The organism is Oerskovia sp. 140933 (assembly GCF_059651515.1).
In genome coordinates this window covers 87,134-112,352 of record NZ_JAMXIO010000004.1, presented here as the reverse complement: position 1 = coordinate 112,352, position 25,219 = coordinate 87,134, and the positions used below count along the sequence as shown (strand labels likewise).

At 75.1% G+C, this 25,219-nt stretch carries 22 protein-coding genes; 10 read left to right on the top strand and 12 right to left on the bottom strand.

Annotated elements, in window-relative coordinates:
• Window positions 1–41 precede the first annotated feature (41 nt).
• On the top strand, window positions 42–728 hold the full coding sequence (locus NHG27_RS03845; protein WP_497014806.1) for a DUF6766 family protein: 687 nt from the start codon (window positions 42–44) through the stop codon (window positions 726–728).
• A gap of 102 nt (window positions 729–830) precedes the next feature.
• Window positions 831–1,409 (top strand): Dps family protein, encoded by a 579-nt coding sequence (locus NHG27_RS03840; RefSeq protein WP_193719694.1) that lies wholly within the window; start codon window positions 831–833, stop codon window positions 1,407–1,409.
• A gap of 127 nt (window positions 1,410–1,536) precedes the next feature.
• Here the strand turns inward: NHG27_RS03840 and helR are convergent, their stop codons facing one another.
• The 7 genes from helR to NHG27_RS03805 all read right to left on the bottom strand — a co-directional run bounded on the left by helR (window position 1,537) and on the right by NHG27_RS03805 (window position 11,987).
• The gene (helR, locus tag NHG27_RS03835) at window positions 1,537–3,789 is read right to left on the bottom strand and encodes an RNA polymerase recycling motor ATPase HelR (protein WP_497014805.1); all 2,253 of its coding nucleotides are present in this window, start codon (window positions 3,787–3,789) and stop codon (window positions 1,537–1,539) included.
• A gap of 185 nt (window positions 3,790–3,974) precedes the next feature.
• Entirely contained in the window at window positions 3,975–6,365 is a 2,391-nt protein-coding gene (locus NHG27_RS03830) for an ATP-binding cassette domain-containing protein (RefSeq protein ID WP_497014804.1), read from the bottom strand.
• A gap of 137 nt (window positions 6,366–6,502) precedes the next feature.
• On the bottom strand, window positions 6,503–8,281 hold the full coding sequence (locus tag NHG27_RS03825; protein WP_497014847.1) for an MMPL family transporter: 1,779 nt from the start codon (window positions 8,279–8,281) through the stop codon (window positions 6,503–6,505).
• 8 nt (window positions 8,282–8,289) lie between these two features.
• Complete coding sequence (locus NHG27_RS03820; protein WP_497014803.1) at window positions 8,290–8,652, bottom strand: hypothetical protein; 363 nt, start codon at window positions 8,650–8,652, stop codon at window positions 8,290–8,292.
• 115 nt (window positions 8,653–8,767) lie between these two features.
• On the bottom strand, window positions 8,768–10,033 hold the full coding sequence (locus NHG27_RS03815) for a kynureninase (RefSeq protein ID WP_497014802.1): 1,266 nt from the start codon (window positions 10,031–10,033) through the stop codon (window positions 8,768–8,770).
• A complete protein-coding gene (locus tag NHG27_RS03810; RefSeq protein ID WP_497014801.1) occupies window positions 10,030–11,127 on the bottom strand; it encodes an amidohydrolase family protein in 1,098 nt (365 codons plus the stop codon). The genes NHG27_RS03815 and NHG27_RS03810 overlap by 4 nt, the downstream gene beginning before the upstream one ends.
• Complete coding sequence (locus NHG27_RS03805; RefSeq protein ID WP_497014800.1) at window positions 11,124–11,987, bottom strand: tryptophan 2,3-dioxygenase; 864 nt, start codon at window positions 11,985–11,987, stop codon at window positions 11,124–11,126. The genes NHG27_RS03810 and NHG27_RS03805 overlap by 4 nt, the downstream gene beginning before the upstream one ends.
• A gap of 75 nt (window positions 11,988–12,062) precedes the next feature.
• On the opposite strand from NHG27_RS03805, the gene NHG27_RS03800 reads away from it, so the two are divergent.
• Window positions 12,063–12,626 carry a GNAT family N-acetyltransferase gene (locus NHG27_RS03800; RefSeq protein ID WP_497014799.1) on the top strand — a complete coding sequence of 188 codons (564 nt, stop codon included), beginning with the start codon at window positions 12,063–12,065 and terminating at the stop codon, window positions 12,624–12,626.
• Window positions 12,627–12,759: 133 nt separating this feature from the next.
• Window positions 12,760–13,968, top strand: a complete 1,209-nt coding sequence (locus NHG27_RS03795) for a beta-ketoacyl-[acyl-carrier-protein] synthase family protein (protein WP_497014798.1) — start codon at window positions 12,760–12,762, stop codon at window positions 13,966–13,968.
• A 132-nt stretch (window positions 13,969–14,100) separates the two neighbouring features.
• On the opposite strand, the gene dapA is transcribed toward NHG27_RS03795, so the two are convergent.
• Complete coding sequence (gene dapA / locus NHG27_RS03790) at window positions 14,101–15,075, bottom strand: 4-hydroxy-tetrahydrodipicolinate synthase (protein WP_497014797.1); 975 nt, start codon at window positions 15,073–15,075, stop codon at window positions 14,101–14,103.
• 124 nt (window positions 15,076–15,199) lie between these two features.
• On the opposite strand from dapA, the gene NHG27_RS03785 reads away from it, so the two are divergent.
• Both NHG27_RS03785 and NHG27_RS03780 read left to right on the top strand, forming a co-directional pair.
• A complete protein-coding gene (locus NHG27_RS03785) occupies window positions 15,200–15,718 on the top strand; it encodes a hypothetical protein (RefSeq protein WP_497014796.1) in 519 nt (172 codons plus the stop codon).
• Window positions 15,715–16,197, top strand: a complete 483-nt coding sequence (locus NHG27_RS03780; RefSeq protein WP_497014795.1) for a hypothetical protein — start codon at window positions 15,715–15,717, stop codon at window positions 16,195–16,197. Before NHG27_RS03785 ends, NHG27_RS03780 begins: the two co-directional genes overlap by 4 nt.
• A 51-nt stretch (window positions 16,198–16,248) precedes the next feature.
• Here NHG27_RS03780 and NHG27_RS03775 read toward each other — a convergent pair whose 3' ends face one another.
• The 3 genes from NHG27_RS03775 to NHG27_RS03765 form a co-directional block, all read right to left on the bottom strand.
• Window positions 16,249–17,007 carry a DUF4118 domain-containing protein gene (locus NHG27_RS03775; RefSeq protein ID WP_497014794.1) on the bottom strand — a complete coding sequence of 253 codons (759 nt, stop codon included), beginning with the start codon at window positions 17,005–17,007 and terminating at the stop codon, window positions 16,249–16,251.
• 105 nt (window positions 17,008–17,112) lie between these two features.
• Complete coding sequence (gene yidC / locus NHG27_RS03770; RefSeq protein WP_193719684.1) at window positions 17,113–18,036, bottom strand: membrane protein insertase YidC; 924 nt, start codon at window positions 18,034–18,036, stop codon at window positions 17,113–17,115.
• A gap of 109 nt (window positions 18,037–18,145) precedes the next feature.
• The gene (locus NHG27_RS03765) at window positions 18,146–18,505 is read right to left on the bottom strand and encodes a hypothetical protein (protein ID WP_497014793.1); all 360 of its coding nucleotides are present in this window, start codon (window positions 18,503–18,505) and stop codon (window positions 18,146–18,148) included.
• A gap of 113 nt (window positions 18,506–18,618) precedes the next feature.
• Here NHG27_RS03765 and hrpB point away from each other — a divergent pair, with 113 nt between their 5' ends.
• The 3 genes from hrpB to mgtE all read left to right on the top strand — a co-directional run bounded on the left by hrpB (window position 18,619) and on the right by mgtE (window position 23,293).
• Window positions 18,619–21,162, top strand: a complete 2,544-nt coding sequence (hrpB, locus tag NHG27_RS03760; protein ID WP_497014792.1) for an ATP-dependent helicase HrpB — start codon at window positions 18,619–18,621, stop codon at window positions 21,160–21,162.
• A gap of 120 nt (window positions 21,163–21,282) precedes the next feature.
• The gene (locus NHG27_RS03755; RefSeq protein WP_497014791.1) at window positions 21,283–21,843 is read left to right on the top strand and encodes a dihydrofolate reductase family protein; all 561 of its coding nucleotides are present in this window, start codon (window positions 21,283–21,285) and stop codon (window positions 21,841–21,843) included.
• Between the two features lie 121 nt (window positions 21,844–21,964).
• Entirely contained in the window at window positions 21,965–23,293 is a 1,329-nt protein-coding gene (gene mgtE, locus NHG27_RS03750) for a magnesium transporter (protein WP_193719681.1), read from the top strand.
• Between the two features lie 36 nt (window positions 23,294–23,329).
• Here mgtE and NHG27_RS03745 read toward each other — a convergent pair whose 3' ends face one another.
• A complete protein-coding gene (locus tag NHG27_RS03745) occupies window positions 23,330–24,490 on the bottom strand; it encodes a CAP domain-containing protein (protein WP_497014790.1) in 1,161 nt (386 codons plus the stop codon).
• A gap of 193 nt (window positions 24,491–24,683) precedes the next feature.
• Between NHG27_RS03745 and NHG27_RS03740 the strand changes: the two genes are divergently transcribed.
• A complete protein-coding gene (locus NHG27_RS03740; RefSeq protein ID WP_497014789.1) occupies window positions 24,684–24,956 on the top strand; it encodes a hypothetical protein in 273 nt (90 codons plus the stop codon).
• Window positions 24,957–25,219 lie beyond the last annotated feature (263 nt).

Genomic DNA, 25,219 nt, shown 5'->3' with positions numbered 1-25,219 from the left:
GTCGCCCTCGCGTGCTTCCTCGCGGTGGGGCTGCTGCAGCGGTGAGCGCGCGGACGCCCGCGGCGCTGCGGGACAACGGGCTCACGCTCCTGTTCGTCGCGATCTTCGTGCTCGCGCTGGCCGGTCAGGCGGTGTTCGGTGTCGCGCTGTACAACCAGGAGCAGGTCTCGGCGGGCCTCGACCCGATCACGCTCGCCCAGTACGTCACGACGTCGGCGTTCGCGGTCGACGTGACCGAGAACTGGCAGTCGGAGTTCCTGCAGTTCCTCCTCTACGTCCTGGCGACCGTGTGGTTCGTCCAGCGGGGGTCCCCGGAGTCCAAGCCGCTCGGCCGGGCGGGTCGCGAGTCCGACGAGGACCAGCACGTCGCGGAGTTCTCGACACCGCAGTCCCCGTCGTGGGCCCGCGTCCGGGGATGGCGGCTCGCGCTGTACTCGCGGTCGCTCAGCCTCGTCATGGGGTCGATCTTCGCGCTGAGCTGGCTCGCGCAGTCCGTCGCGGGCTCGGTCACCTACAACGAGGCGGCGATGCGGGACCTCCAGGACCCGGTCACGTGGACGGAGTACCTGACCCTGCCCGACTTCTGGGGCAGGACGCTGCAGAACTGGCAGTCCGAGTTCCTCGCGGTCGCCTGCATGGTGGCGTTCTCGATCTACCTGCGCGAGCGCGGGTCGCCCGAGTCCAAGCCCGTGGGTGCTGCGCACACGGCCACGGGCGTCGAGGGGTGAGCGTGACCCGCCTCACGACCCCTCGCGCTGCGAGCGCCGACCACCGGGGCCACGATGGGAGGAGCGCAAGGCGCTGAAGGACCGAGCACCGAGGAGGAATACATGGCTGTCCGCAAGGAGCTGCCCGAGTACACCGTCCCGTCGCTGACCCTGAAGGAGGGGGGCAAGGTCGCCGAGATCCTGCAGAAGCGTCTGCACGCGCTCAACGACCTGGCGCTCACCCTCAAGCACATCCACTGGAACGTCGTGGGACCGCACTTCATCGCGGTCCACGAGATGATCGACCCGCAGGTCGACGCGGTCCGTGGCATGGTCGACGCCACGGCCGAGCGCATCGCCACCCTGGGCGTCCCGCCTCGCGGTACCCCGGGCGCGATCGTCGCCGAGCGCACGTGGGAGGACTACAGCCTGGGGCGCGCCTCGACCATCGCCCACCTGGGTGCCCTCGACGAGGTCTACCAGGGCGTCATCGCCGACCATCGCAAGGCGGCCGCGGACACCGAGGAGCTCGACACCGTGACCAACGACCTCCTGGTCGGTCACCTGCACGACCTCGAGCTGTTCCACTGGTTCGTCCGCGCCCACCTCGAGTCCTCGGGCGGTGAGCTCTCGACCACGGGCGCCACGACCGAGACCGGTGCGGCCCGCAAGGCGGAGTCGGCGGCCAAGAAGGAAGCCTGACCGACCCACGAGGCCCCTCTGCCTGCACGGCAGAGGGGCCTCGTGCTGCCCCGTGCCCGACGACGGCGCGCACCTCCGGTGACCGGGTCCCGGCCGCGCGGGCCGCCCGGGAGATGCTGTCGGGGGGTCAGGTGAGCGACGGGGCACCGGGCTCGAGGACCACGAGCTGCTGCGTCGCGCGGGTCATGGCGACGTAGCGGTCCACGGCCCCCTCGACGCCCTCGCCGAACGCCGCGGGGCGCACCAGGACCACGAGGTCGAACTCGAGCCCCTTGACGAGCTCCGGTGCCAGCGACCGCACGCGGTCCGTCGCCTCGAACGTCGGATCGCCCACGACGCACGCGACGCCCGGGTGCCCGGCGAGCCACCGGTCGAGGACCGCGCCCAGGTCCTCGGGCGCGCCACGCAGCACGGGCGCGTGAGCGCTGCGGACCGACGTCGGGACGTTGGCGTCCGGCAGCACCTCCCGGATCACGGGCTCGGCGGCGGCCATGACCTCCTGCGGCGTGCGGTAGTTGATCGTCAACGACGCCACGTCGACGCGTGCGAGGCCCACGCGCCCGAGCCTCTCTCGCCACGACTCGGCGAACCCGTGCCGCGCCTGCGCGCGGTCGCCGACGACCGTGAGGCTGCGCGAGGGGCAGCGCAGCAGCAGCATCTGCCACTCGGCGTCGGTGAGCTCCTGCGCCTCGTCCACGACCACGTGCGCGAACGGCCCCGCGAGGGGGTCCTTCACGGCCTCCGTCGGCCCGGGATCGTCGACCAGGGCGACCTGCAGGTCCTGTCCCCGCAGCATCGACATGACCTGCAGCTCGGAGTCGTCGGCCGCGACCAGGTGGTCGACGACCCGGTCCATCTCCGCACGCTCGGCCGCTGCAGCCGCCTGCCGCCGGCGCCGCCGCCGGGAGGCCTCGGGGTCGCCGAGGCGTTGCCGGGCGGCGTCCAGGAGAGGCAGGTCGGAGACCGTCCACGCCTGCGGCTCGGTGCGCTGCAACGCCCGCACCTCGTCGGGCGCGAGCCAGGGAGCGCACATCCGCAGGTAGGCGGGCACGTCCCACAGGTCCCCGACGAGGTCGGTCGGCTCGATCAGCGGCCACGCCGCGTTGAGCGCCTGGGCCAGGTCGTGGTGCGTCTCGAGCGACCGGCGCACGAGCCCCCGGGGAACCTGGTCGTCCCGGTCCTCGTCGGGGACGCCGTCGCCGCCGAGCTTGTCCAGCAGGATCGTCACCAGGGCCTCCCAGACCACGTCGCGGGCCTCGTTGTGCGGCGTGCCGGGGTCGGGGGAGGCGAAGGCGTCGGCCCAGTCCTCGGGGCCGAGCCACAGGTCGACCCACGGGGTCTCGACCGTCGTGCCCGTCCTGGGCGGCCTCTCGTACAGCCGCACGGCCGGCTCGATCGCCCCCACCATGCGGGCCGAGGACTTCAGGGCGGCCACGACGGGGTCCGCCTCGACCGTTGCCTGCGCCCCCTCGGGGACGAGGTCGCGCAGCGTGCACGTCCGCACGCCCTCCTCGCCCAGGCTCGGCAGGACGTCCTCGACGTAGTCCAGGTACGGCTGGTGCGGCCCGACGACGAGCACCCCGCCGTGGTGGCTCCCCAGGTGCGGGTCCGAGTAGAGCAGGTAGGCCGCGCGGTGCAGCGCCACCACGGTCTTGCCCGTCCCCGGGCCGCCGTCGACCACGAGCGTCCCGTCGGAGCCCGCACGGATGATCGCGTCCTGGTCCGCCTGGATGGTGCCCAGCACGTCGCGCATCCTCGCGGACCGTTCGCTGCCCAGGCTCGCGATGAAGGCCGACTGGTCGTCCAGGGAGGCGGGGGAGACCAGGGAGAGGGCGCCCGAGGCACCGTCGGCGCCTGCACCGCTCCCCGGTGCCGGGTCGTCGGTCGTGAAGACCTCGTCCCAGTAGTCGCTGACGCGGCCCCGGGTCCAGCGGTAGCGGCGCCGGCTCGAGAGCCCCAGGGGCTGGGCGGTCGTCGCGCCGAAGAACGGGGCGGCGGTCGGGGAGCGCCAGTCCACCAGCAGGCGGCGCCCCGCGTGGTCCGTGAGTCCCAGGCGACCCACGTAGACGGGGTCGGAGCCGTCGGTGCCGACCATGCGGCCCAGGCACAGGTCGACGCCGTAGCGGCGCAGCGTGTGCAGGCGGGAGGACAGGCGGTGGATCTCCTGGTCCCGTTCCAGGGCGAGCGTCCCGCTGCCGCCGGGCGACCTGCGGGCCGCGTCGAGGCGGGCGGACACGTCCCTGGTCGCGTCGTCGATGCACTGCGCGACGGCCGCGAGGTGCTCCTCGTCCCGCGCGACCAGCGCAGGGCTCGCCTTGGCGGACAGGTGCGGCGGGAGGGCGAACACGCTCGTGCTGGAGGTGGGCGGGGAGGTGGTCATGGCGGTGGCTCGTTCCGTCGTGCGGGGCTGGCCGACCATCGTGCGCCACGACGGGGGCCTTGCCGCAAGACCCCCTGTGCGCTGTAGATTGACAGTGGCGAGAGGTTCGACGAACCGCTCGCCACTGCTGTGCCGGGAGCCGGCGTGCCGGAAGCAGCCGCCGTGCCTGCGCCGTGCCCGGCCCCTCAGGCTCCGACGTACTCCGCGAGGTGCTGGCCCGTGAGCGTCGAGCGGGCCGCGACGAGGTCGGCGGGCGTGCCCTCGAAGACGATGCGACCTCCGTCGTGCCCTGCGCCGGGGCCCAGGTCGATGATCCAGTCGGCGTGCGCCATGACGGCCTGGTGGTGCTCGATCACGATGACCGACCGCCCGGCCTCGACGAGCCGGTCGAGGAGCCCGAGGAGCTGGGCGACGTCGGCCAGGTGCAGACCCGTGGTCGGCTCGTCGAGGACGTAGATGTCGCCCTTGGCGCCCATCTGCGTCGCGAGCTTGATGCGCTGGCGCTCGCCGCCGGACAGCGTCGTGAGGGGCTGGCCCAGGCTCAGGTACCCGAGCCCGACGTCGACCAGCCTGCTCAGGATCGAGTGGGCCGCGGGGATGCGCCCGTCACCCTCGGCGAAGAACTTCTCCGCGTCCGTCACCGACATCGCGAGGACCTCGGCGATGTTGCGCCCGCCGAGCGTGTACTCGAGCACGGCGGCCTGGAACCGCTTGCCGCCGCACTCCTCGCACGTGGTCTCGACCGTGGCCATGACACCCAGGTCCGTGTAGATCACGCCCGCGCCGTTGCACACCGGGCACGCGCCCTCGGAGTTCGCGCTGAAGAGCGCGGGCTTGACCCCGTTGGCCTTGGCGAACGCCTTGCGGATCGGGTCGAGCAGCCCCGTGTACGTCGCGGGGTTGCTGCGCCGGGACCCACGGATCGCGCCCTGGTCGATCACGACGACGCCCTCGCGGTCCGCGACCGAGCCGTGGATCAGCGAGCTCTTCCCCGACCCGGCGACGCCCGTGACGACGCACAGCACGCCGAGCGGGACGTCGACGTCGACGCCCTGCAGGTTGTGCTCGGTCGCGCCGCGGATCTCGAGCCTGCCGCTCGGGGTCCGCACGACGTCCTTGAGGGTGGCCCGGTCGTCGAGGTGGCGGCCGGTCACGGTGTCGGACGCGCGCAGGCCGTCGAGCGTGCCCTGGAACACGACCTGGCCGCCTGCGGTACCGGCCCCGGGGCCGAGGTCGACCACGTGGTCCGCGATCGCGATGGCCTCGGGCTTGTGCTCGACCACGAGCACCGTGTTGCCCTTGTCGCGCAGCTGGAGCAGGAGGGCGTTCATGCGCTGGATGTCGTGGGGGTGCAGGCCGATCGTCGGTTCGTCGAACACGTAGGTGACGTCGGTGAGCGAGGAGCCGAGGTGGCGGATCATCTTGGTGCGCTGGGCCTCGCCGCCGGACAGCGTCCCCGACGGGCGGTCGAGCGAGAGGTACCCCAGCCCGATCTCGGCGAACGAGTCGAGCAGGTGCTGGAGGCCCGTGAGCAGGGGAGCCATGGAGGGCTCGTCGAGGCCGCGGACCCACTCCGCGAGGTCCGTGATCTGCATCCTGCAGGCGTCGGCGATGCTCGTGCCCGCGATCGTGGACGAGCGGGCCTCGGGGCTCAGGCGGGTCCCGTCGCACTGGGGGCACGTCTGGAACGTCACGGCCCTCTCGACGAACGCCCGGATGTGGGGCTGCATCGCGTCGACGTCCTTGGACAGGAAGGACTTCTGGATCTTGGGCACGAGACCCTCGAACGTGACGTTGATGCCGTCGACCTTGATCTTGGTCGGTTCCTTGTACAGGAGGTCGTGCAGCTCGCGCTTCGTGAAGTCCTTGATCGGCTTGGTGGGGTCGAAGAACCCGGAGCCGCGGTAGATGCGCCCGTACCAGCCGTCCATGGTGTACCCGGGGATGGTGAGCGCTCCCTCCTCGAGCGACCTGGTGTCGTCGTAGAGGGCGGTCAGGTCGAAGTCGGTCACGTTGCCCATGCCCTCGCACCGCGGGCACATGCCGCCGAGCTGGTGGAACGTCGCCTTCTCGGCCTGGGTCCTGCCGCCCCGCTCGATCGTGATCGCGCCGCTCCCGGAGACCGAGGGCACGTTGAACGAGTACGCCTGGGGTGAGCCGATCTGCGGCTGCCCGAGCCGGCTGAACAGGATCCGCAGCATCGCGTTGGCGTCGGTGACCGTCCCGACCGTCGAGCGCGGGTTGGCTCCCATGCGCTCCTGGTCGACGATGATGGCCGTCGTCAGGCCCTCCAGGTGGTCGACCTCGGGGCGGGCCAGCGAGGGCATGAAGCCCTGCACGAACGCGCTGTACGTCTCGTTGATCATGCGCTGGGACTCCGCGGCGATGGTGCCGAACACGAGCGAGCTCTTGCCCGAGCCCGAGACGCCCGTGAAGACCGTGAGCCGGCGCTTGGGGATCTCGACGCTGACGTCCTTGAGGTTGTTCTCGCGTGCCCCCTGCACGCGGATCATGTCGTGGCTGTCGGCGAGGGGCAGTGCGGACGACGGCTCGCCCGTCCTCGTGGCCGTGCTCATGGGCTCTCCATCTGTCGGGTCGGGGCGGCGCGTGGCCCCTGGCTCTGCCGGGCGGTCGTGGTGCGTCCAGCCTAGGTCGCGTCACCGACACACGGCAGGGGCAGGAACAGGGATCGGTCCGTCCGCGCCTTCGCGTCTCAGCCCGACGGCGTCACGTCCGCGACGTCGTCGGGCACCGGTCCGGGCGGGGGCACGGGGGCGGCGACGGCGGTCCGCCGGGTGGGCCACCAGAAGGTCCGGCCCTCGAGCGCGGCCAGCGCGGGCACGAGCAGGGGCGCCATGAGGAACGCGGCGGCCACGATCCCGACCGCTACCCCGAAGCCGAGCTGGGCCAGGTTCGCGATGCCCGTGAGCATGAGCGAGGCGAACGTGCAGGCGAGGATGATCCCGGCCGCGGCGGCGGTCGGTGCGTCCTGGGTGATCGCGACGCGGGCGGCCTCCCGCGGGGTCGCGCCGGCGCGGTACTCCTCGTGCATGCGCGCGGCGATCAGGATGTTGTAGTCGGTGCCGATCGCGACGACGAACAGGTACAGCACGATCGGGATCGAGAAGTCGATGCCCGCGTAGCCCAGCGCGTGCAGGTACAGCAGGACGACCGCGCCCAGCGTCGCGGTGAAGGTCAGGGCGACGCACACGAGCAGGCTGACGGCGCCGAGCACCGCGGTCAGGAGCAGCCCGAGGATGACGACGATGATGACGGCGGCGACGGGGAACACGCGTCCGGTGTCGGCGCGGAGCTGGTCGCGCACGTCGACGAACGCGGAGGTCTGGCCACCGACGTACACCTCGGCCCCGGGGACCGACCCGTGCGCGGCGTCGCGCAACGGCCCCTCGACCGTGGCCATCGCGGCGTCGGAGTAGGGGTCGTCCGCGAGCACCACGGTCAACAGTGCCGTCGTCCCGTCGGTCGTCGTGGTGGGCGGGGCGACCGACGTCACGCCGGGGACCGCCGCGAGGTTGGTCGCGAGCGCGGTGAGCGAGGCCGGGTCGAGCGGCGCCGTCCCCACGACGTAGACCTGCGTGGGGCTCAGCGCGCCCGCGGGGAACGACGCGTCGAGCGTGGCGTAGGCCTGGCGCGACGCGGTGTCGGCCGGGAGCTCGTCGAGCGTGTCGTAGGTCGCCTGGTACCCCGAGGCGAACAGCGTGAGGACCACGAGCCCGGCACCGACGGCGAGCGCCGGCACGGCCGGGCGACGGGCCGTGAACGAGCCCACGGCCGCGAACGGGCTGCGTCGGGGGTCGTGGCCGGGGCCGAGGGGCCAGAACAGGGCGCGGCCGAGCAGCACGAACACCGCGGGGATCAGGGTCAGCGCCGTCACGAGCATGACGGCCACGGCCACGATCAGTCCCGGTGCCAGGGTGCTCAGCGACTCGAGCTGCGCGAAGAGCAGCGCGGCGAAGGCGCCGATCACGGTCAGGGCGGAGGACGCGACGACCCGTCCCACGGTGCTCACCGAGGCGTTGAGCGCCGCGCGGTGGTCCTCGCCCCGGCGCAGGTGCTCGCGGTAGCGGAACAGCACGAACACGATGTAGTCCGTGCCGATCCCGAACAGCACCACGACGAGGATCGGCTGCAGGGTGTCGCTCACCTGGAAGTCGAGCAGGTCGGCGAGCCACGCCGTGAGGCCCGTGACGACGGAGAGCACGACGCCGATCACGAGGATGGGGACGACCGCGATCACCGGGCTGCGGAACACCAGGCCGAGCAGCACCACGATGAGCAGGACGGTCGCGATGGTGATGGTCCGCTCGGCGCTCGCGTAGGCCGTGGTGGTGTCGACCTGGATCGCGGCGTTGCCCGTGAGCGCACCGGTCAGGTCGGTGCCCGCGAGGGCGGCGTCGGTCGCGGTCCGCAGGGCGGGCACGGCGTCGTCGACGGCCTCGTCGCCGGGCTGGCCGTCGAACGCGACGGACAGGGCAGCGGTCAGGCCGTCCGGGAGAAGGACTGCGGCGTCTCCTGCACCGAGACGACCCCGGGCACCGCGTCCCCCTGCAGGGTGGTCACGAGTCCCGCGACCGTCGTCTGGTCGTCCGGGGTGAGGGCCGCGCCGTCGGTCCGGACGACCACGAGGCTGCCCGTCGCCCCCGACTGCGCGGGGAAGCTCTCGTCACCCGTGTCCTGGGCCTTGACCGACTCGAAGGACGCCGGCAGGAACGACTGCTGGTCTCCCGTCGTGTAGTCGTCGAGGCTCGGCGAGAAGACGACGACGGCGGCCGCGAGGAGCACCCAGACGCTGATCACGCGCCACGGGTGAGCGATCACCGTGCGAGCGATGCTGGCGAACATCGGTGCGCCTTCCTCGGCGACGTCCCGGTACCACGACCCCTCCAGCGTGGCACCGGCGCCGGGGCGCGACAACCGGGGCCACGACCGGCCGACCACGACCGGCCGGTCGGCCCCCTCAGGCGCTCGCGGGCTCGTCGAGGAGCGCCGTGCGGATCGCCTCGACCCCGACCTGCACCTCGGTGAAGCTCGTCGACAGGGGCGAGAGCCCGAGCCGCAGGCCGTCGGGCCGCCGGAAGTCCGGGACGACGCCCTGCGCCCACAGCCGCCGCAGGACCTGCTCGAACGCCGCGTGGTCGATCGTCACGTGGCTGCCGCGCCGCGCCGGGTCGCGAGGTGAGGCGACGCGGACCCCGAGCGGGACGAGCAGCTCGTCGACGAGGTCCAGGGCGAACCCCGTCAGTCGCACGGACTTGGCCCGGACGGCGTCGATGCCGGCCTCCGCGAGCAGGTCGAGCATGTCCTGCATCGCGAGCATCCCGACGACAGCGGGCGTCCCGCTGAGGAACCGCCGCACGCCCTCGTGCGGCGCGTACGCGGGTCCCATCTCGAAGGGGGCGTCGCTGCCCATCCAGCCCTGGATGGGCTGGGTCATGGTCGCCTGGAGGCCTGCGCGCACGTACCCGAACGCGGGCGACCCGGGACCGCCGTTCAGGTACTTGTAGGTGCAGCCCGCCGCGAGGTCCACGCCCCAGGCGTCGAGCTCGACCGGGACGGCCCCCGCCGAGTGGCACAGGTCCCACAGCACGAGCGCCCCCGCGTCGTGGGCGAAGCGTGTGATCGCGTCGGCGTCGGCGAGGTGCCCGGACCGGTAGGCGACGTGGCTCAGGACCACGAGCGCCGTCCGCGGCCCGACGACGCCCGCGACCTGGGCAGGGGTCACGCCCGCGTCGGGCTCCGGGGAGAGCCAGCGCAAGGTCGCGCCCCGCTCCGCCGCGATGCCCTGGAGCACGAACCGGTCCGTGGGGAAGTTCCCCGTGTCGACCACGATCTCGGTGCGGTCCGGGCGCGCGTCGAGGGCCGCGCGCACGAGCTTGTAGAGGATCACGGTCGTCGAGTCGCCCACGAACGTCTGACCCGGCGCCGCACCGAGCACGGTCGCCCCGATCCGGTCGCCGACCGTGAGCGGCAGGCCGTACCAGGACTCGTCCCAGCCGCGGATCAGGCGCGCGCCCCAGTGCTCGGTCGCGAAGCGTGCGAGGCGCTCGGCGCTCGCTCGCGTGGGCCGGCCGAGGGAGTTGCCGTCGAGGTAGGCGACCACGTCCTCGGAGGGCACGAACTCCTCGCGGAACCGGGCGAGCGGGTCGGCCCGGTCGAGGGTGGCCGCGCGCTCGGCGGGCGAGCCGGTGGAGGTGGTCGGGGACGCGCCGGGCGAGCTGGTCACGGGAGGTCCTCACTGTGGGTGGGCGGGGTGGGGTGCGGGCGGCCGTGCAGGTCGTGGGGCGTGAGGACACGGGCACCGGCGAACCAGGCGGCGAGCTCCTCGGGGGAGGCCCCGGGCCCGGGGCGGGGGCCGGGCAGGTGCGTGAGCGCGGCGGTCGCCGGACCCGACGTCAGCGCACGCAGCAGCGCGTCCTGGGTGAGCCCCACCGCCAGGAGCGCGCGCAGCTCGCGCGCGTCGATCCCGGCGGGCAGCGGACCGTTGCCCTGGTCCGTGCCGTAGACGACGGTCCCGCCGGCAGCGACGAAGCGCGTCAGGTTGTCGAGCGCCACGGCGTGCTGGTCCGTGGGCTCGCCCCAGCCGTGGACGTCGAGCGTGCTGACCCACGTCTGCCCCCTGGCCATGGCCGCGACGAGGTCGTCGGTCAGGCGCTCGCTGAACGGTGCGTGGGCGAGCCGGTCCACGCCCGCCACGAGCGCGCGCCGGGCCTGGCCCGCGCCCTCGGTGTGCGCGACCACGGGTCGGCCCCGCTCGTGGGCGCGACCGACGAGCGTGCGCAGGGTCGCGTCGTCGGGCACGGGGCCCGCCCCGGCGTGCAGGGCGACCTTGACGAAGCTCGCCCCGGCCGCGACCTGACGGTCGACCGCGGCCACGGCACGGCCCGCGTCGGCGACCTCCACGACCGAGCCGCGCGGGGCCCACGAGCGGTCGGAGGGGTAGCCCCCGGGAGCCGTGAGGAAGGCACCGGCGAAGCGGACCTCGGGCAGCCCGGGCGCACCGGGGCGGGGGACGGGCCGGGCCGCGCGGGCAGCCAGCGCGGCCAGTGCCACGGGGTCGCCGCCCAGGTCGTCGACCGCCGCGAGGCCGCCGCGGGACAGGGCCTCGGCGTCGACCAGCCCCAGGTGCACGTGCGTGTCACGGAAGCCGGGCAGCAGGGCGCCCGCCAGGTGACGGGTCGGTGCGGGGTCGGCACCCGACGCGGGCCGGAAGCCGTCCGGGGTGGCGACGAGCGCCGTCGGGCCGGACCACCCCGTGCCCCGCTCCCACCGCGCGTCGACCGTGACGGTCACCGCGCGGGCGGGCGCGACGTCGCTCACGCCCGCCCGATCTCGGTGCGCACCGCGAACAGCTCGGGGACGAAGGTCAGGCCGAGGGCCCGCTCCAGGAAGCCCACGCCGCTCGAACCGCCCGTGCCGCGCTTTGTCCCGATGATGCGCAGCACGGTCTTCATGTGACGGAAGCGCCACAGCTGGAAGTTGTCCTCGAGGTCGACGAGCTCCTCGCAGCTCTCGTACGCGAGCCAGTTCCCCTCCGGGTCCTCGTAGATCGCGCGGATGGTCCCGACCACGTCCTCGTCGAGCGTGTACCCCTGCGTCACGTCGCGCTCCAGGACGCGGGCGGGCACGTCGTGGCCGTGGCGCGCGAGGTAGCGCAGGAACTCGTCGTAGACGCTCGGCTCGTGCAGCAGACGGTCGAGCCCGGCACGCGCCGCGGGCTCGGCGTCGAACACCGACAGCATGCGCGCGTTCTTGTTGCCCAGCAGGAACTCGACCGCGCGGTACTGCCAGGACTGGAACCCCGACGCGTGCCCCAGGAAGCCCCGGAACTGCGCGTACTCGCTCGGGGTCAGCGTCGCCAGGACCGACCACTGCTCGGTGAGGGTGCGCTGGACGTGCTTGACCCGCGCGATGCGCTTGAGCGCGGACTGCAGGTCGTCGGCCGCGATGAGCGCGCGCGCCGAGACCAGCTCGTGCAGGACCAGCTTGAGCCACAGCTCGGTCGTCTGGTGCTGGACGATGAAGAGCATCTCGTCGTGGTGCGCGGGCTCGCTGACCGGGACCTGCGCGTCCAGGAGCGCGTCGAGACGCAGGTACGAGCCGTACGTCATGCGGTCGCGCAGATCGGTCACGATGTCTGGCTCGAGCGGGCGCTCGGCGCCCGGCGACGGCGTTGTCATCTCCCGAGAGTAGGGCTCGCGCGCGCCGGGCGTCAGGGTTTCGCGGGCCGCGGGCGCCCGACGTAGGGTCTCCCGGTGACGGACGAGACCACTGGGCGAGCGACGAGCATCGACGTCGGGATGCTCGACGACCTCGCGGGGGACCCGCCCGCGCGCCGCGACCTGCTGCGAGCGCTGCGCGGCGTCACGGGCGCTCCCGGGCAGGACCGGTTCTCCGCGTCCGCCACCAGCATCCTCACGCTCGCCGAGGCGGGCCCCGCACGCCACGTGCTCGTCGTCCGGCACGACGGCGACGTCGCGGGCCTCGGGGTCCTGCACCCGGGCGGCGCGAACGACCGGATGCTCGCCCTGCTCGACGGCGCCCGCCCCCAGGACGTCGTCCTGTTCCGCGGGTTCCTCGTGGACCACCGCCACCAGGGGGTCGGCGTCGGGACCGCGGTCGCGGCCGCGCTCCCGGGCCTCGTGGCGGCACTGGCCAGGCGGACCGGTCGCGAGGCGTTCGCCCTGGTCGTCCTCGTCGTCGACGCGGAGAACGCCGCCGGCCTGCGCGCCTACACCCGCGCCGGGTTCGCGGCCCGCGGCACGTACGTCGACGAGGACGGGCACACGCAGACCGTCATGGCGCTCGCGGCCTCCTGAGCGCGCGCCCTGAGCGCACCTGCGCGGTGGGATCGCTCCCTCGCCCATCGCGCGCCGCGGAGCGAGTCCGGGACGCGCGTCCTACAGTGCAGCCCAGGACCGGGCGGTACCGCGACGGCGACGGGAGCTGCGGATGGCACGCGTAGTGGTGACAGGCCTCGGGGCCGTGACCCCGCTCGCGACGACCGCGCCCGCGACCTGGGCCGCGCTCGTGCGGGGCGACCAGGGTGTCCGCGCGGTCGCGGACGACTGGGCGCGCGACCTCCCGGTGCGCATCGCCGCCCGGGTCGACGACACGTTCGCGGACGGTCTCGGGGTCCGGGTGCTGCGCCGGACCGACCGGGCCGAGCAGCTCGCGCTCGTCGCAGGCCGGGAGGCGTGGGACGACGCGGGACGCCCCGAGGTCGACCCGGAACGGCTCGCCGTCGTGGTCGGCTCGGCGAACGGCGGGATCGCGTCGACCCTCGCGCAGAGCCGCCTGCTGGACACGCAGGGCTACCGCCACGTCTCCCCGCACGCCGTGACCATGCTCATGGCCAACGGCCCCGCGGCATGGCTCTCGATCGAGCTGGGGGCCAAGGCGGGGGCTCGCGCCCCGATCAGCGCGTGCGCGGCGGGCAGCGAGGCGATCATCACGGGACGCGAGATGATCCTGGCGGGAGCCGCCGACGTCGTGGTGTGCGGGGGAGTCGAGGCCGGTGTCGAGGCGTTCTCCCTCGCCGCCTTCGCCCGGGCACGGGCCATGTCCACGCGCAACGACGAGCCCGCGCGCGCCTCGCGGCCGTTCGACCTGGCCCGCGACGGGTTCGTGATGGGCGAGGGGGCCGCGCTCGTCGTCCTGGAGAGCGAGGAGCACGCCCGCGCGCGGGGTGCACGGGTCCTCGGCGCCGTGGCCGGGGCCGCGCTCACGTCGGACGCCTTCGACATCGTGGGCGGCGACCCGGTGAATCAGGCGCGCACGATCACGCTCGCGCTGCGCTCGGCGAGGCTGGACCCCGGCGACCTGGGGCTCGTGCACGCGCACGCCACGTCGACCCCGGTCGGCGACCGCAACGAGGCCGACGCGCTGCGGGCGGCCCTGCCCGACCCCCCTCCGGTCACCTCGACCAAGGGGGCGACCGGCCACCTGCTGGGCGCGTCCGGCTCGCTCGGCGTCGTCGTCGCGCTGCAGGCCCTGCACCACGGCGTCGTGCCGCCCACGCTCAACCTCGACGAGCTGGACCCCACGATCGGCCTCGACGTGGTGCGAGGCTCCGCCCGCCCCACCGCTGCTCGCCACGCCCTCGTCGACGCGTTCGGGTTCGGCGGGCACAGCGCGAGCATCGTCGTCTCGCGCGACTGAGCCGGCGGGCGGCAGGGCTCGTGCCGCGGTGGCCGCGTGGCGCACGAGGCTCCCCGGCCCCTCCGGGCCTTGCCCGGCACGTGCGGGCAGTGCAGGGCAGTGCGGGCAGTGCGGGGGTGGGGCGACGCGGACCTACGCGTCGACGAGCCGGGCGGCGACCGCACCTCCCGCGGCGGCATCGAGGTCGAGGCGGACCCCGGTGGTCCGGGCGTCGGGGAGCGAACGGACGCGGTCGAGCTCGCGGCTGACGGCCCTCGCGGCCCGGGGGTCCGGCCCGACCAGGGGCAGCCGGACTCGTGGGCTCCCGATGCGCCCGAGCGCGTGGAGCACGAGCTTGGTGGCGACCGCGGGCGGCATGAACGTGTTGAGGGCCCGGGCGAGCGGCTCGATGCGCTGATGGACGCCCGTCGCCGCGCGGAGCTCCCCGGCCGCGACGGCGTCGAGCAGCTTCCGGTACGAGCCCGGCGCGACGTTGGCGCTCACGCCGACGATGCCCGCACCGTCGATCGCGAGGGTGGGGAGCGCCGCCGCGTCGGACCCGGCGAAGTAGAGCAGGTCGCCGCTGCCGATGAGGTGCGCCGCCCTCGCGAGGTCGCCGTCGGCGTCCTTCACGGCGCAGACGTTCGGATGCCTCGCGGCCGACAGGAGGGTCGCGAGCTCGAACCCGGTACCGGTGCGGGCCGGCACGTCGTCGAGCATGACGGGCAGGTCGGTCGCGTCGGCGACGGCGCGGACGTGGGCCAGGACGCCCTCCTGGCCCGGGCGCACGTACGCGGGAGACGCGACCAGGAGGCCGTCCGCGCCGGCCGCCTCGCACGCCAGGTGGTGCGAGATCGTGTGGGCGGTGTCGCTCGACCCCCCTCCGGCGACCACGGTCGCGCGCCCGGCCGCCACCTCGCGGGCGGTCTGCACGAGCCGGATCTTCTCCCGGTCGGTCAGGGTGCTGGACTCTCCCGTCGTGCCCGCGACCACGACGCCGTCGGCCCCTCCGGTGACGACGGCGTCGACGAGGCGCTCGACATCGGTCCACGCCACCTCGCCGTCGGGCGTGAAAGGGGTGACGAGAGCGACGAGGAGCTGACCGAAGGGGTTCTGCTGAACAGGCATGCGTCCACGCTAGGGCGACCCGAACGCCCAGGTCTGTCCGAGAACCGTCAAGATCGCGGCGGTGCCCGTCCGGGTTCCGTCAAGACGCGCGACGCCGCGCGGGCGCCGGCCGTAGACCGGGACCATGACCTTGACATCGATCCTTCCCACGCTCCGTGCGAGCATCCCCGACCCGATCGCCACCGACCGTTGGCCCGTGGGCACCCGGGCGACCGTGACGGACGTCCTGGTGGCGGGCGTCTCGCTGGCCCACCTGGCCGCGCTGTGCCGCACCCCGTGCGTGCACGTCGCAGACGTCGCCGCACCGGCGCCCGGGCGTCCCGGCGACCCCGCGGGGACGGTCGTGGTGACCTCCGTGACCGCGGTCCACGACGTCGGTACCGGCCTGCCCTGGCTGACCCTCGACGCCGACGTGCCGGCCGGTTCCGCGTCGTGGTCCGAGGTGCGGCTCGTCGGGCGAGCCTCGACGGCCCGCCACGCGCGCGCGAGGCTCCGGGGCGGCGGGCACGCGACGCTCACGCTCCCGGCCGACGTCCGCGCGGGCGACCTGCTGGCGGTCCCGTGCCGTGGTCTGCTCGCGTTGCGAGACGTCCGTGTCGCGCGGACCGCGACCGACGCCGCCCCCGAGGGGAGCCTGGTGTGACTCTCCTGCACACGATCCTCTCGAGCCGCGTCGCGGCGCTGCGGTCCGCCGAGACCCTCCTCTGGCCCGCCGGGACCCTGCTGACCCCGGAGGACGTCCTGGTCGCGGGGACCTCGCTGGCCGACCTCGGACGCACGGTCGGGACCCCGGCCCTCTGGTCCGACGGCGCCCCGGAGGCGCAGGGCGTCCCCGGGGCCCCCGGTCGTCGGGTCGTCCTCGTGGTCCAGGTCGAGGCCGTGGTCCCACCGCTGCACCGACACAGCGAGGCATGGGTGGACGCCGAGCTCGAAGGCTGCTCTGCGCTGCTGCCCGCGGTGCGGCTGCTGGGGCGGGCAGGGTCTGCGCGCACCACGCGCTACCGGCTCCGACCGGACCGGGAGGACGCGCTGCCGGGCCTCGTGCGCCTCCCGGTCGACCTGCACCGCCACGACCTGCTCGCGAGCCTGGCGCCCGTCGCGCTCGAGGACGTCGCGCGCTGAGGTCCGCGTCGCCAGGACCCGCCCAGGTGCGTCCGGACGGACCTCCGGCGGTTAGGCGCGGCGCTCGCCGCTGCGGGGTGCGGCGAGCGCCGCACCGACGAGCTGTGCGAGGGTGACGGCGACGACGCGCTGGTCGAGGTCGGGGCGACGCACCCGGGTCGACGCGTCGAGGAGGAAGCGGCCGTGGACGGCCCCGGCATGCTCGATCAGCAGCTCGATCCGGTCGCCCGTGGGCAGACCTTCCCGGTCGACGTCGACGACGCGCCCACCGCTCGTCACGCTCCCGTCCGCGTGCAGACGCGGGTGGGCCCCACCGGTCGCGGTGTCGAAACGGCACTCGTCGACGTCCAGCGCCTCGACGACCTGTCGCTGGACGTGGTTGATCAGGACCGACGGCGGGGTGTCGGCCGCGGCGACCAGGCGGGCCGATGACACGATCCCCGCGAGGAAGCCCACGCGACGGCTCGACCGCGCCTGCTGACGCCGGCCCCACAGGGCGATCTCGGTGACGGCCACGCCCACGAGCAGCAGCAGGACCGTGGTCTCGACGTCGGTCCGGTCGGTGATCGTGAGCCGGTGGTGCGGCTCGGTGAGGAAGTAGTCGAACCACACGCCGCTCGACAGGGCCGCCCCGATCCCCGCGGCCCTGCGCCCGGTGGCTGCCGCGCCCACGACCACGAGGACCAGGACCAGGGCGGCGTTGGTGTTCGCCACGTCCGCGCGGAACGGTGCGAGCACCGCGCACACGACGAAAGGTGCGACCAACGCCCCCGTCACCACCAGGACGGCCCGGCGAGACCTCGTTCCCATCTCTCCATCAACCTGCCGCGGCGCGTCGAAGTCAAGGCGCCTTGACGGGATCCTGACGCGTGCCGGCCCGGGCGCAGGCCTTGGTCCCCTCACCTCCGGAGGCGCTCACCCCCGGCGTCCTCGCCTCGTGCCGCCGCGCCGCGGCTGCGGGCGCTGACCGCCGCGCGGTCCGGCGGTCGCGGGGGCCGACGTCGCGGGCCCACCGACGTCCTCTCCTGCGCCCGTGCCGGTCAGGAGCCGCCCGACCACGAGCTGCTGGCCCAGCCCCCACAGCGAGGACGTGGCCCAGTACAGGACGACACCCACGGGGAAGCCCACGGACACGACCGCGGAGACCGCGGGGAGCACCAGCATGAGCACGCCCTGCTGCCGGGCCATCGGGTTCGTGGGGTCGGCAGGCGGGTTGCTGCGGGCGCTCAGCCGCTGGGTCAGGACCTGCGCGGCGTACATGACGACGATCAGGACCGCGGGCACCAGGACTCCGGCCAGTCCTCCCGCACCGCCCAGCGCCGCGGTCAGCGACCCGGACAGCGGTGCGCCGAGGAGCGCCGCGGCGTCGGCCTCGCGCACCAGGTCACCGGTCAGGGCACCGACGGGCACCTGGCGCCCGATCCCCGAGAGCACCGAGTACAGCGCGAAGAGGACCGGCGCCTGCACGAGCACCGGCAGGCAGCCCGCGAGCGGGTTGGCCCCGGTGCGCGACATGAGCTCCTGCTGCTCGCGGCGGGCCGCGTCCCGGCTCGCAGGGTCCGTCTTCCCGCGGTACCTCTCCTGGATGCGGCGGATCTCGGGCGAGGCCGCACGCATCGCGCGCATGCCCCGGACCTGTACGACGACGAGCGGGACGAGCAGGACCTTGACGACCACGACCAGGCCCACGATCGCGAGGCCCCACGCGGCGCCTCCGGCGGGATCGAGACCGAGCGCGGTCAGCGCCGAGTGGAGATGGACGAGGGTCCAGGCCACCAGCAGCTCGAGCGGGTGGACGAGCGTGGACAGGGTACGGGTGAGGGCATCGACGACGGGCACGGCAGGACTCCTGCGGGTGGAGGGGAAGGGGAGCGCGAGGCTCCCGCGCCAGTTCCGCAGGGAAGTCCGGCAGGCCCCGGCCGTCGACGGCTCGGGACGTGCTGGTGGTTCAGGCGGCGCGCGGGAGCGGGGCCGCTCCCGGTGCTCGCGGCTGAGGGCGCCCGGGCGTCGTGGGGCTGTGCTGCCGCGCGGGGGCGGGCAGCGGCAGCGGCTCGGGGCCCACGGGCACCGCGAGCAGCAGCAGGACGGCGACCGCGACGCACGCGAGCGCGACGCCGAGCACCCCCGCGGTGGCCGCGAGGGTCGCGGCTCCGAGCAGGGACAGGACGCCGCCCAGGGACGTCGAGCCGAACGACTGCCCGACGGTGAGCGCCAGCACCAGCACGAGCGGCACCAGGGCGACGGCTCGCGCGGAGGAGGCGGACGTCAGGCGGTCGTAGCGCTCGCGCAGGGCATGTGCCGTCGCCATCCTCGCCACCTCCTGTCGTCCGTCCACGGTCCTCAGGTCCTTGCCCACGGTACCGGTCCACCGTGTCCGGTCAGCGTACCGCCCGTCGGTCGGGCGGCAGGGACAATGGCCCCGTGGACCTGGACCCGATCACCCGCCTGCTCGCCTCCCCGCCCGACCTCCCGGTCCGCCACCACCTGGACGACCTCGTCGACGCGGTGCGCGCCCGGGGCGTCGCGGTGCTCCAGGCCCCGCCCGGCACGGGCAAGACGACCCTGGTCCCGCCGGCGCTCGCGGCCATGACCGCTTCCCCGGCGACGGGCACGACCGCGGGCACGGGTCCAGTGCCGGCCGGCCCCGCGTCGCCCGGGCCGGCCCGTGCCGGTCGCGTGGTCGTGACCCAGCCCCGACGGATCGCGGCGCGGGCCGCGGCGCGCCGGCTCGCGCACCTGCTGGGCGAACCCGTCGGGCGCACGGTCGGCTTCTCGGTGCGTGGCGAGTCCCGCACCGGGCCCGAGACCCGCATCGAGGTCGTCACGACGGGCGTCCTGCTGCGTCGTCTGCAGCGCGACCCCGAGCTCGCGGGGGTGGGGGTCGTGGTGCTCGACGAGGTCCACGAGCGGCACCTCGACGCCGACCTGACCCTGGCCCTGCTGGTCGACGTCCGGGCGACCCTGCGCCCCGACCTGGCCGTCGTCGCGATGTCCGCGACGATCGAGGCAGAGCGCACCGCGAGCCTGCTGGGCGACGGGGCCCCCGCCCCGGTCGTGGTGGCCGACGGCAGCCTCTTCCCGGTGCGCGAGGTGTGGGCGCCGTCGCCCGGCCCGCGACTCGACGAGCGGGGCGTGCCGCGCGCGTTCCTCGACCACGTCGCGGCGACCACGCGACGGGCGCTCGCCGAGCAGCCCGGCGACGTCCTGGTGTTCGTGCCCGGCGCGGGCGAGGTCGACGGCGTCGCACGGCGGCTGGGCGGGGTCGACGCGGACGTGCGCCCCCTGCACGGGCGGCTGCCCGCGCGCGAGCAGGACCTGGCCCTGACGCCGGGCCCGCGTCGCCGGGTCGTGGTCTCGACGGCCGTCGCCGAGTCGTCGCTCACCGTGCCCGGGGTGCGGGTCGTCGTCGACGCGGGGCTGTCGCGCGAGCCACGCACCGACCACCGTCGAGGCCTCGCGGGGCTCGTGACGGTCCGCGTGAGCCGCGCGGCCGCCGAGCAGCGCGCCGGCCGTGCCGGGCGCGAGGGGCCCGGCGCGGTGTACCGGTGCTGGTCGCCCGGCGAGCACGCCCAGCTCGTCGCGCACCCGACCCCCGAGATCCTCACCGCGGACCTCGTCGCGTTCGCGCTCGAGCTCGCCTGCTGGGGGAGCCCCGACGGTGCGGGCCTCGCGCTGCTCGACCCGCCGCCCGCGGCCGCGATGGCGGTGGCCCGCGCGACGCTCGAGGCGCTCGGGGCCGTCCACCCCGACGGCACGGTGTCCCCCCGGGGGCGTGAGATCGCTCGCGTCCCGGCCGACCCGCGGCTCGCGCGCGCCCTCCTGGACGCGAGCGACGTCGTCGGGCCGCGGCTCGCCGCCGAGGTGGTCGCCCTCCTGTCCGACGACGTGCGTGCGCCCGGGGCGGACCTGGTCGCCGCGCTGCGGGACGCCCGCCGCGGCGGCCCGGCGAGCGGGGCGTGGCGGGCGCAGGTCGAGCGCCTCCAGGGGCTCGTCCCGACGGCCGGACGGGGGCGCCGCGAGGACCTGAGTCTGGACCTGGCGGTCGGGCTCGTGGTCGCGCTCGCGCACCCCGACCGGGTCGCCCGTCGGCGGGCGAACGGCTCCACGTACCTCATGGCCTCGGGCACGGGGGCCGCCCTGCCGCCCGGGTCCCCCCTCGCGGGCTACGACTGGCTCGCCGTCGCGGACGCCGACCGCGGCGCCGGCCGCCGCGACGCGACCGTCCGGTCGGCCGCCCCGATCGACGAGGACCTCGCGTACGAGGCCGCGTCCGCGGCCCTGCGCGAGGACGAGACCGTCACGTGGACGGGCGGACGCGTCCAGGCTCGGCGCACGACGCGCCTCGGCGCGATCGAGATCGCCTCGCAGCGGATCACCGACCCGCCCGCCGACCGGGTCGTCGCGGCGCTGCGCGACGGGCTCGAGCGCGACGGGCTCGACGTCCTGCCCTGGCGCGAGTCCGCCCGCGAGCTGCGGCACCGGCTCGCGTTCCTGCACCGTGCCCTGGGCGACCCGTGGCCCGACGTCGGCGACGACGCGCTCCTCGCCGGCCTCGACAGCTGGCTCGGACCCGACCTCGCCCGGGTCCGCACCGCGGCCGACCTCCAGCGCCTCGACCTGACCGGCGCCCTGCGGCGGCTGCTGCCCTGGCCCGCGGCCGGCCGGCTCGACGAGCTCGCGCCCGTGCGCGTCGACCTGCCCGGAGGGCGCGGTGCGCGCCTCGACTACACGGGGGACCAGCCCGTGCTCGCGGTCAAGGTCCAGGACGCGTTCGGGTGGCGCACCACGCCCCGCGTCGCCGACGGGCGCGTGCCGGTGCTGCTGCACCTGCTGTCCCCGGCCCGCCGACCCGCGGCGATCACCGCGGACCTCGAGTCGTTCTGGCGCACGGGGTACGCGCAGGTGCGCGCCGAGCTGCGCCGCCGCTACCCCAAGCACGACTGGCCGGAGGACCCGACGGCCTGACCGCCTGAGCACGCACCCCCGCGCACGCCCCGTGCACCGTGCGTCCTGCCCCGTGCGCGGCCTACCCTGGTCGGGAGCCGCGCCGGGGCCCGTACCGCCCGGGCGGGGGAGGAGCGCACCGTGGCACACCTGACCTGCACCGGCATCATGTCCCTCGACGGCTACGTCGCCGACGCCTCGGGCTCGTTCGGGTGGAGCGCCCCCGACGAGGAGGTGCACGCGTTCGTCGACGACCTCGAGCGCGACGTCGGCACCTTCCTCCTGGGCCGCCGCGTCTACGAGGTCATGCGGGTGTGGGACGACCCCGCCCTGCTCGAGGACGACTCGCCGGCCGTCCGTGACTACGCGCGCATCTGGCGCGCGACGGACAAGGTCGTGTACTCGACCACGCTCGACGACTCCGGCGCCCCGCGCACCCGGCTCGAGCGGTCGTTCGACCCGCAGGCCGCACGCGCCCTGGTCGACCGTGCCGAGCGTGAGGTCGGCATCGGCGGGCCGACCCTCGCCGCGCAGGCGCTCGCGGCCGGGATCGTCGACGAGCTGCGGATCCTCGTGCACCCGGTGCTCGTGGGCGGCGGGACGTCGTTCTTCCCGGCGGGCGTCCGGCTCGACCTCGAGCTGCTCGACGAGCGGCGCTTCACGGGCGGCGTCGTGTACTCCCGGTACCGGCTGCCTCGCTGAGGCCCTGAGGCCCTGAGGCCCTGCGGCGCGGCGCCCCGGGCCGGCGCCGGGCGGCGTGCGCCTGGTCACGTCGGGCGCCCTCGCCGGGCCGTGGTCCCGCAGCCTTTGAGAAGGTGGGGCCATGCGTGCACACCCCGACGTCCGGACCGAGCTCCCTCGCGACCTGGAGGACCTGCAGCACCGCATCGCGGGCATGGACACCCAGGAGGTGGTCGACGAGCTCGGGCGCCTGGGCGACCAGCGGCGTGCGGTCGCGTTCCGGCTGCTGCCCAAGGGGCGTGCGGTCGAGGTCTTCGAGGACCTCGACCCGGCGATCCAGGCCGAGCTCGTCGAGGCGCTGCGGTCCGAGGCGACCGCGGAGATCTTCGCGGCCCTCGACCCCGACGACCGGGCGTCTCTGCTCGACGAGCTGCCCGCGGGCGTCGCGGCCCGTCTCCTGGGCGGCCTGGGGCCCGACGAGCGGGCCCTGACGACCGCCCTGCTGGGGTATCCGGAGGACAGCGCGGGGCGACGCATGTCTCCCCGCGTGGCCTCGGTGCGGCGCGGCACGACCGTCTCGGGGGCGCTCGACGCGCTGCGCCGGGCGGGCGACGACGTCGAGACGATCTACACCGTGCCCGTGCTGGGTCCGGGGCGGGTCGTCGAGGGTGTGGTGTCGCTGCGGCGCCTGCTCGTGAGCGACCCGGGCGCGCTGGTCGAGGACGTCATGTCCCCGGCCGTGACCGTCGAGGCGACCGACGACCAGGAGCACGCGGCCAACGTGGTGCGCGACGGCGGGTACGTCGCGGTGCCCGTGGTCGACCACGAGCACCGCCTGCTGGGGGTCCTCACGGTCGACGACGCGATGCGCATCCTCGAGGCCGAGGACGACGAGGACTCGGCCCGGGTGGGCGGCTCGGAGCCGCTGCGCCGCCCGTACCTGACGGTGTCCGTCCTGGGGCTCGTGCGGGCTCGCGTGGTCTGGCTCCTGCTGCTGATCGTCGCGGCGAGCCTCACCGTGGGCGTGCAGAGCTACTTCGAGGCCGAGCTCGACGCGGTCGTCGCCCTCGCGCTGTTCATCCCGCTGCTCATCGGCACGGGCGGGAACGCGGGCTCGCAGGCCGCCACCACGGTGGTCCGCGCCCTGGCGGTGGGGGACATCCGTCGGGGTGACCTGCTGCGCGTGGTGGGTCGCGAGATGCTCACGGGCCTGCTGCTCGGGACGGTGCTCGCGGCGGTCGGCTTCGGTCCTGCGGCGTGGGTCGCGGGGGTGCAGATCGCGCAGGTCCTCGCGATCACGGTCGTGGGCGTGTGCCTGCTCGCGACGACGGTCGGGTCGAGCATCCCGATCCTGGCGCGCCGCGTCGGCATCGACCCGGCGATCGTCGCGGCCCCCTTCATCTCGACCTTCGTCGACACGCTGGGCCTGGTCATCTACTTCTCGGTCGCGAAGGTGGTCCTGGGCATCTGAGCAGCGCTCGGGGCTGCGCTACCGCGCGGACGGCCCTCAGTCCTGCGGTGGCCGCGCCCTGCGGACCTGCGCCGACCGGCGACGGGCGCCCACGACGCTGAGCGACATCGCGGCCAGGACCGCGAGGGCCGCGATCACCCAGCCGTAGGCGGGCACGGCGGGGAGCGCCTCGTCGGTGGGGGAGCTCGGGCCCGGGCTCGGCGTGGGGCCGGAGGCGCTGCCCGACGGCGCCGCGCCCCGCGCGTCCTGGGCGCGGTCCGCCGCGCTCACCTCGCGCGCCGCGGCGGCACGGTCGGCGTCGGTCGGCCCGGCGGGCGGTGCCTGCGCCTCGGGGGACGCCGGGGCGGGCGTGACCGGCGGTGCCGGGTCGAGGGCCAGCGCGGCCAGGGTCGCGGGACCCACGATCCCGTCCGGGTCGGGGCCCCGGGTCCTCTGGAACGCGATGACGGCGGCCGCGGTCGCGGGCCCGTAGGCGCCGTCGGCCTCGAGGACCTGGCCGTGCACCTGCAGGCGTTCCTGGAGCGTGCGGACGTCGGCGCCCGACGCACCGAGGACGAGGCCCGTGGGGGCACGGGGTGCGACCGCCGCGCCGCTATCCGTTATGTCCCTTTCGCTCGCGCGACCCGTGCTCTCCGTGCCGTCGGCGCCCCCCTGTCCTCCCGCGCCTCCCGCGCCTGTCGAGGACGTGTCGGGGGCAGCCTGCGCGGGCGGCGGCTGCGGGGCCGGTGCGGCGGCGCCCGGGTACGCCGCGAAGACCTCGGCGACGTACGCGCCCCCGGCGCCGTCGGTCGCGTACCCGACGCCCACCGACGTGAACGTCGGCGACAGGATGTTCGCCCGGTGCCCCGCAGACCCCATGAGGTTCGCGTGCAGCCCGGCGGGGGAGGGATCGGTGGACCAGGCCACGTTCTCGGCCCAGGCCGACCAGCCGCCCGGGATCCGGGCGCCCGTCGACGGGTTGTGGCTCAGGGAGCCGTCCGCGGCCATCTGCTCGGCCCAGGCCTGGGCGACGCCCGCGAGCCGGGAGTCCGGCGTGAGGGGACCCAGCCCCGCGGCCGAGCGGGCTCCGTTGACGAGCCCCGTCACGTCCCCGGCCCCCGCGGCGCGCGCCGGTGCGCTCGCGCCCAGCCCCACCGTGACGGTCAGTGCGGCGGTCGTGAGCGCGACGAGGAGCAAGGTCAGCCTGCGTGCACGCACGGGATCTCCCAGGTGATCGGGCGTGGACGGGTCGGATCCACTGTGACGTGCCCTGGCCGTTCGCGCGCGCGGGCGCCCTGGCCGCCCGGTGCCCCCGGCTCCGGCCCGCGGGTGCCCCCCGCCCCGGACAGGTGTGTGAGACCCTGGCGCCGTGCGCGCGACGACGAGGAGGTGGAGGAGCACCGTCAGGCAGGTGCTCCTGCTGCTCAACGAGGTGGACCCGTACGGCCTGGAGCCCGGCCTCCCCGAGGGGGCGCCCGAGGACGAGTACGAGTACGAGGCCGCCCCCATCGCCGTGCGGCTGTTCAAGGACGGCACCATCACCGCGGCCCAGGTCGACGCGATCTGGCTCCGGTGGTTCGGCGAGACCCTCACCGAGGCCCTCGGCCCGGCCCGGGTCGACCAGCTCGTGGCGCGGCTCGACAGGATCGTGGAGCCCCACGACCGTGCCACGCGCACGACATGACGTCCCCCGGGACGTGAGCGGCGCCGTCGGGCAGCACGCCGCCCCCTGACGCGCTCCTGATGCCGAGCGCGGCCCGCGCGGATACGTTCGCCCGGAGGCGCGCACCGCGCCCGCGGGCGAGAGGCAGGGCGCATGCCGACCAGCACCAGGACGACCACCCGGCGGCCGTGGCCCCTGTTCGCGTCCCTGCAGGGGTACCGCGGGGCATGGCTGCGCCGGGACGTCCTCGCGGGCCTGACCGTGTGGGCCGTGCGAGTCCCTCG

Bases quoted from the DNA above. Each gene is read 5' to 3' on its own strand.
- NHG27_RS03840 (WP_193719694.1), top strand. From the start codon at position 831: ATGGCTGTCCGCAAGGAGCTGCCCGAGTACACCGTCCCGTCGCTGACC.
- helR (WP_497014805.1), bottom strand. From the start codon at position 3,789: ATGACCACCTCCCCGCCCACCTCCAGCACGAGCGTGTTCGCCCTCCCG.
- NHG27_RS03830 (WP_497014804.1), bottom strand. From the start codon at position 6,365: ATGAGCACGGCCACGAGGACGGGCGAGCCGTCGTCCGCACTGCCCCTC.
- NHG27_RS03820 (WP_497014803.1), bottom strand. From the start codon at position 8,652: ATGTTCGCCAGCATCGCTCGCACGGTGATCGCTCACCCGTGGCGCGTG.
- NHG27_RS03805 (WP_497014800.1), bottom strand. From the start codon at position 11,987: ATGACAACGCCGTCGCCGGGCGCCGAGCGCCCGCTCGAGCCAGACATC.
- NHG27_RS03795 (WP_497014798.1), top strand. From the start codon at position 12,760: ATGGCACGCGTAGTGGTGACAGGCCTCGGGGCCGTGACCCCGCTCGCG.
- dapA (WP_497014797.1), bottom strand. From the start codon at position 15,075: ATGCCTGTTCAGCAGAACCCCTTCGGTCAGCTCCTCGTCGCTCTCGTC.
- NHG27_RS03785 (WP_497014796.1), top strand. From the start codon at position 15,200: ATGACCTTGACATCGATCCTTCCCACGCTCCGTGCGAGCATCCCCGAC.
- NHG27_RS03775 (WP_497014794.1), bottom strand. From the start codon at position 17,007: ATGGGAACGAGGTCTCGCCGGGCCGTCCTGGTGGTGACGGGGGCGTTG.
- NHG27_RS03765 (WP_497014793.1), bottom strand. From the start codon at position 18,505: ATGGCGACGGCACATGCCCTGCGCGAGCGCTACGACCGCCTGACGTCC.
- mgtE (WP_193719681.1), top strand. From the start codon at position 21,965: ATGCGTGCACACCCCGACGTCCGGACCGAGCTCCCTCGCGACCTGGAG.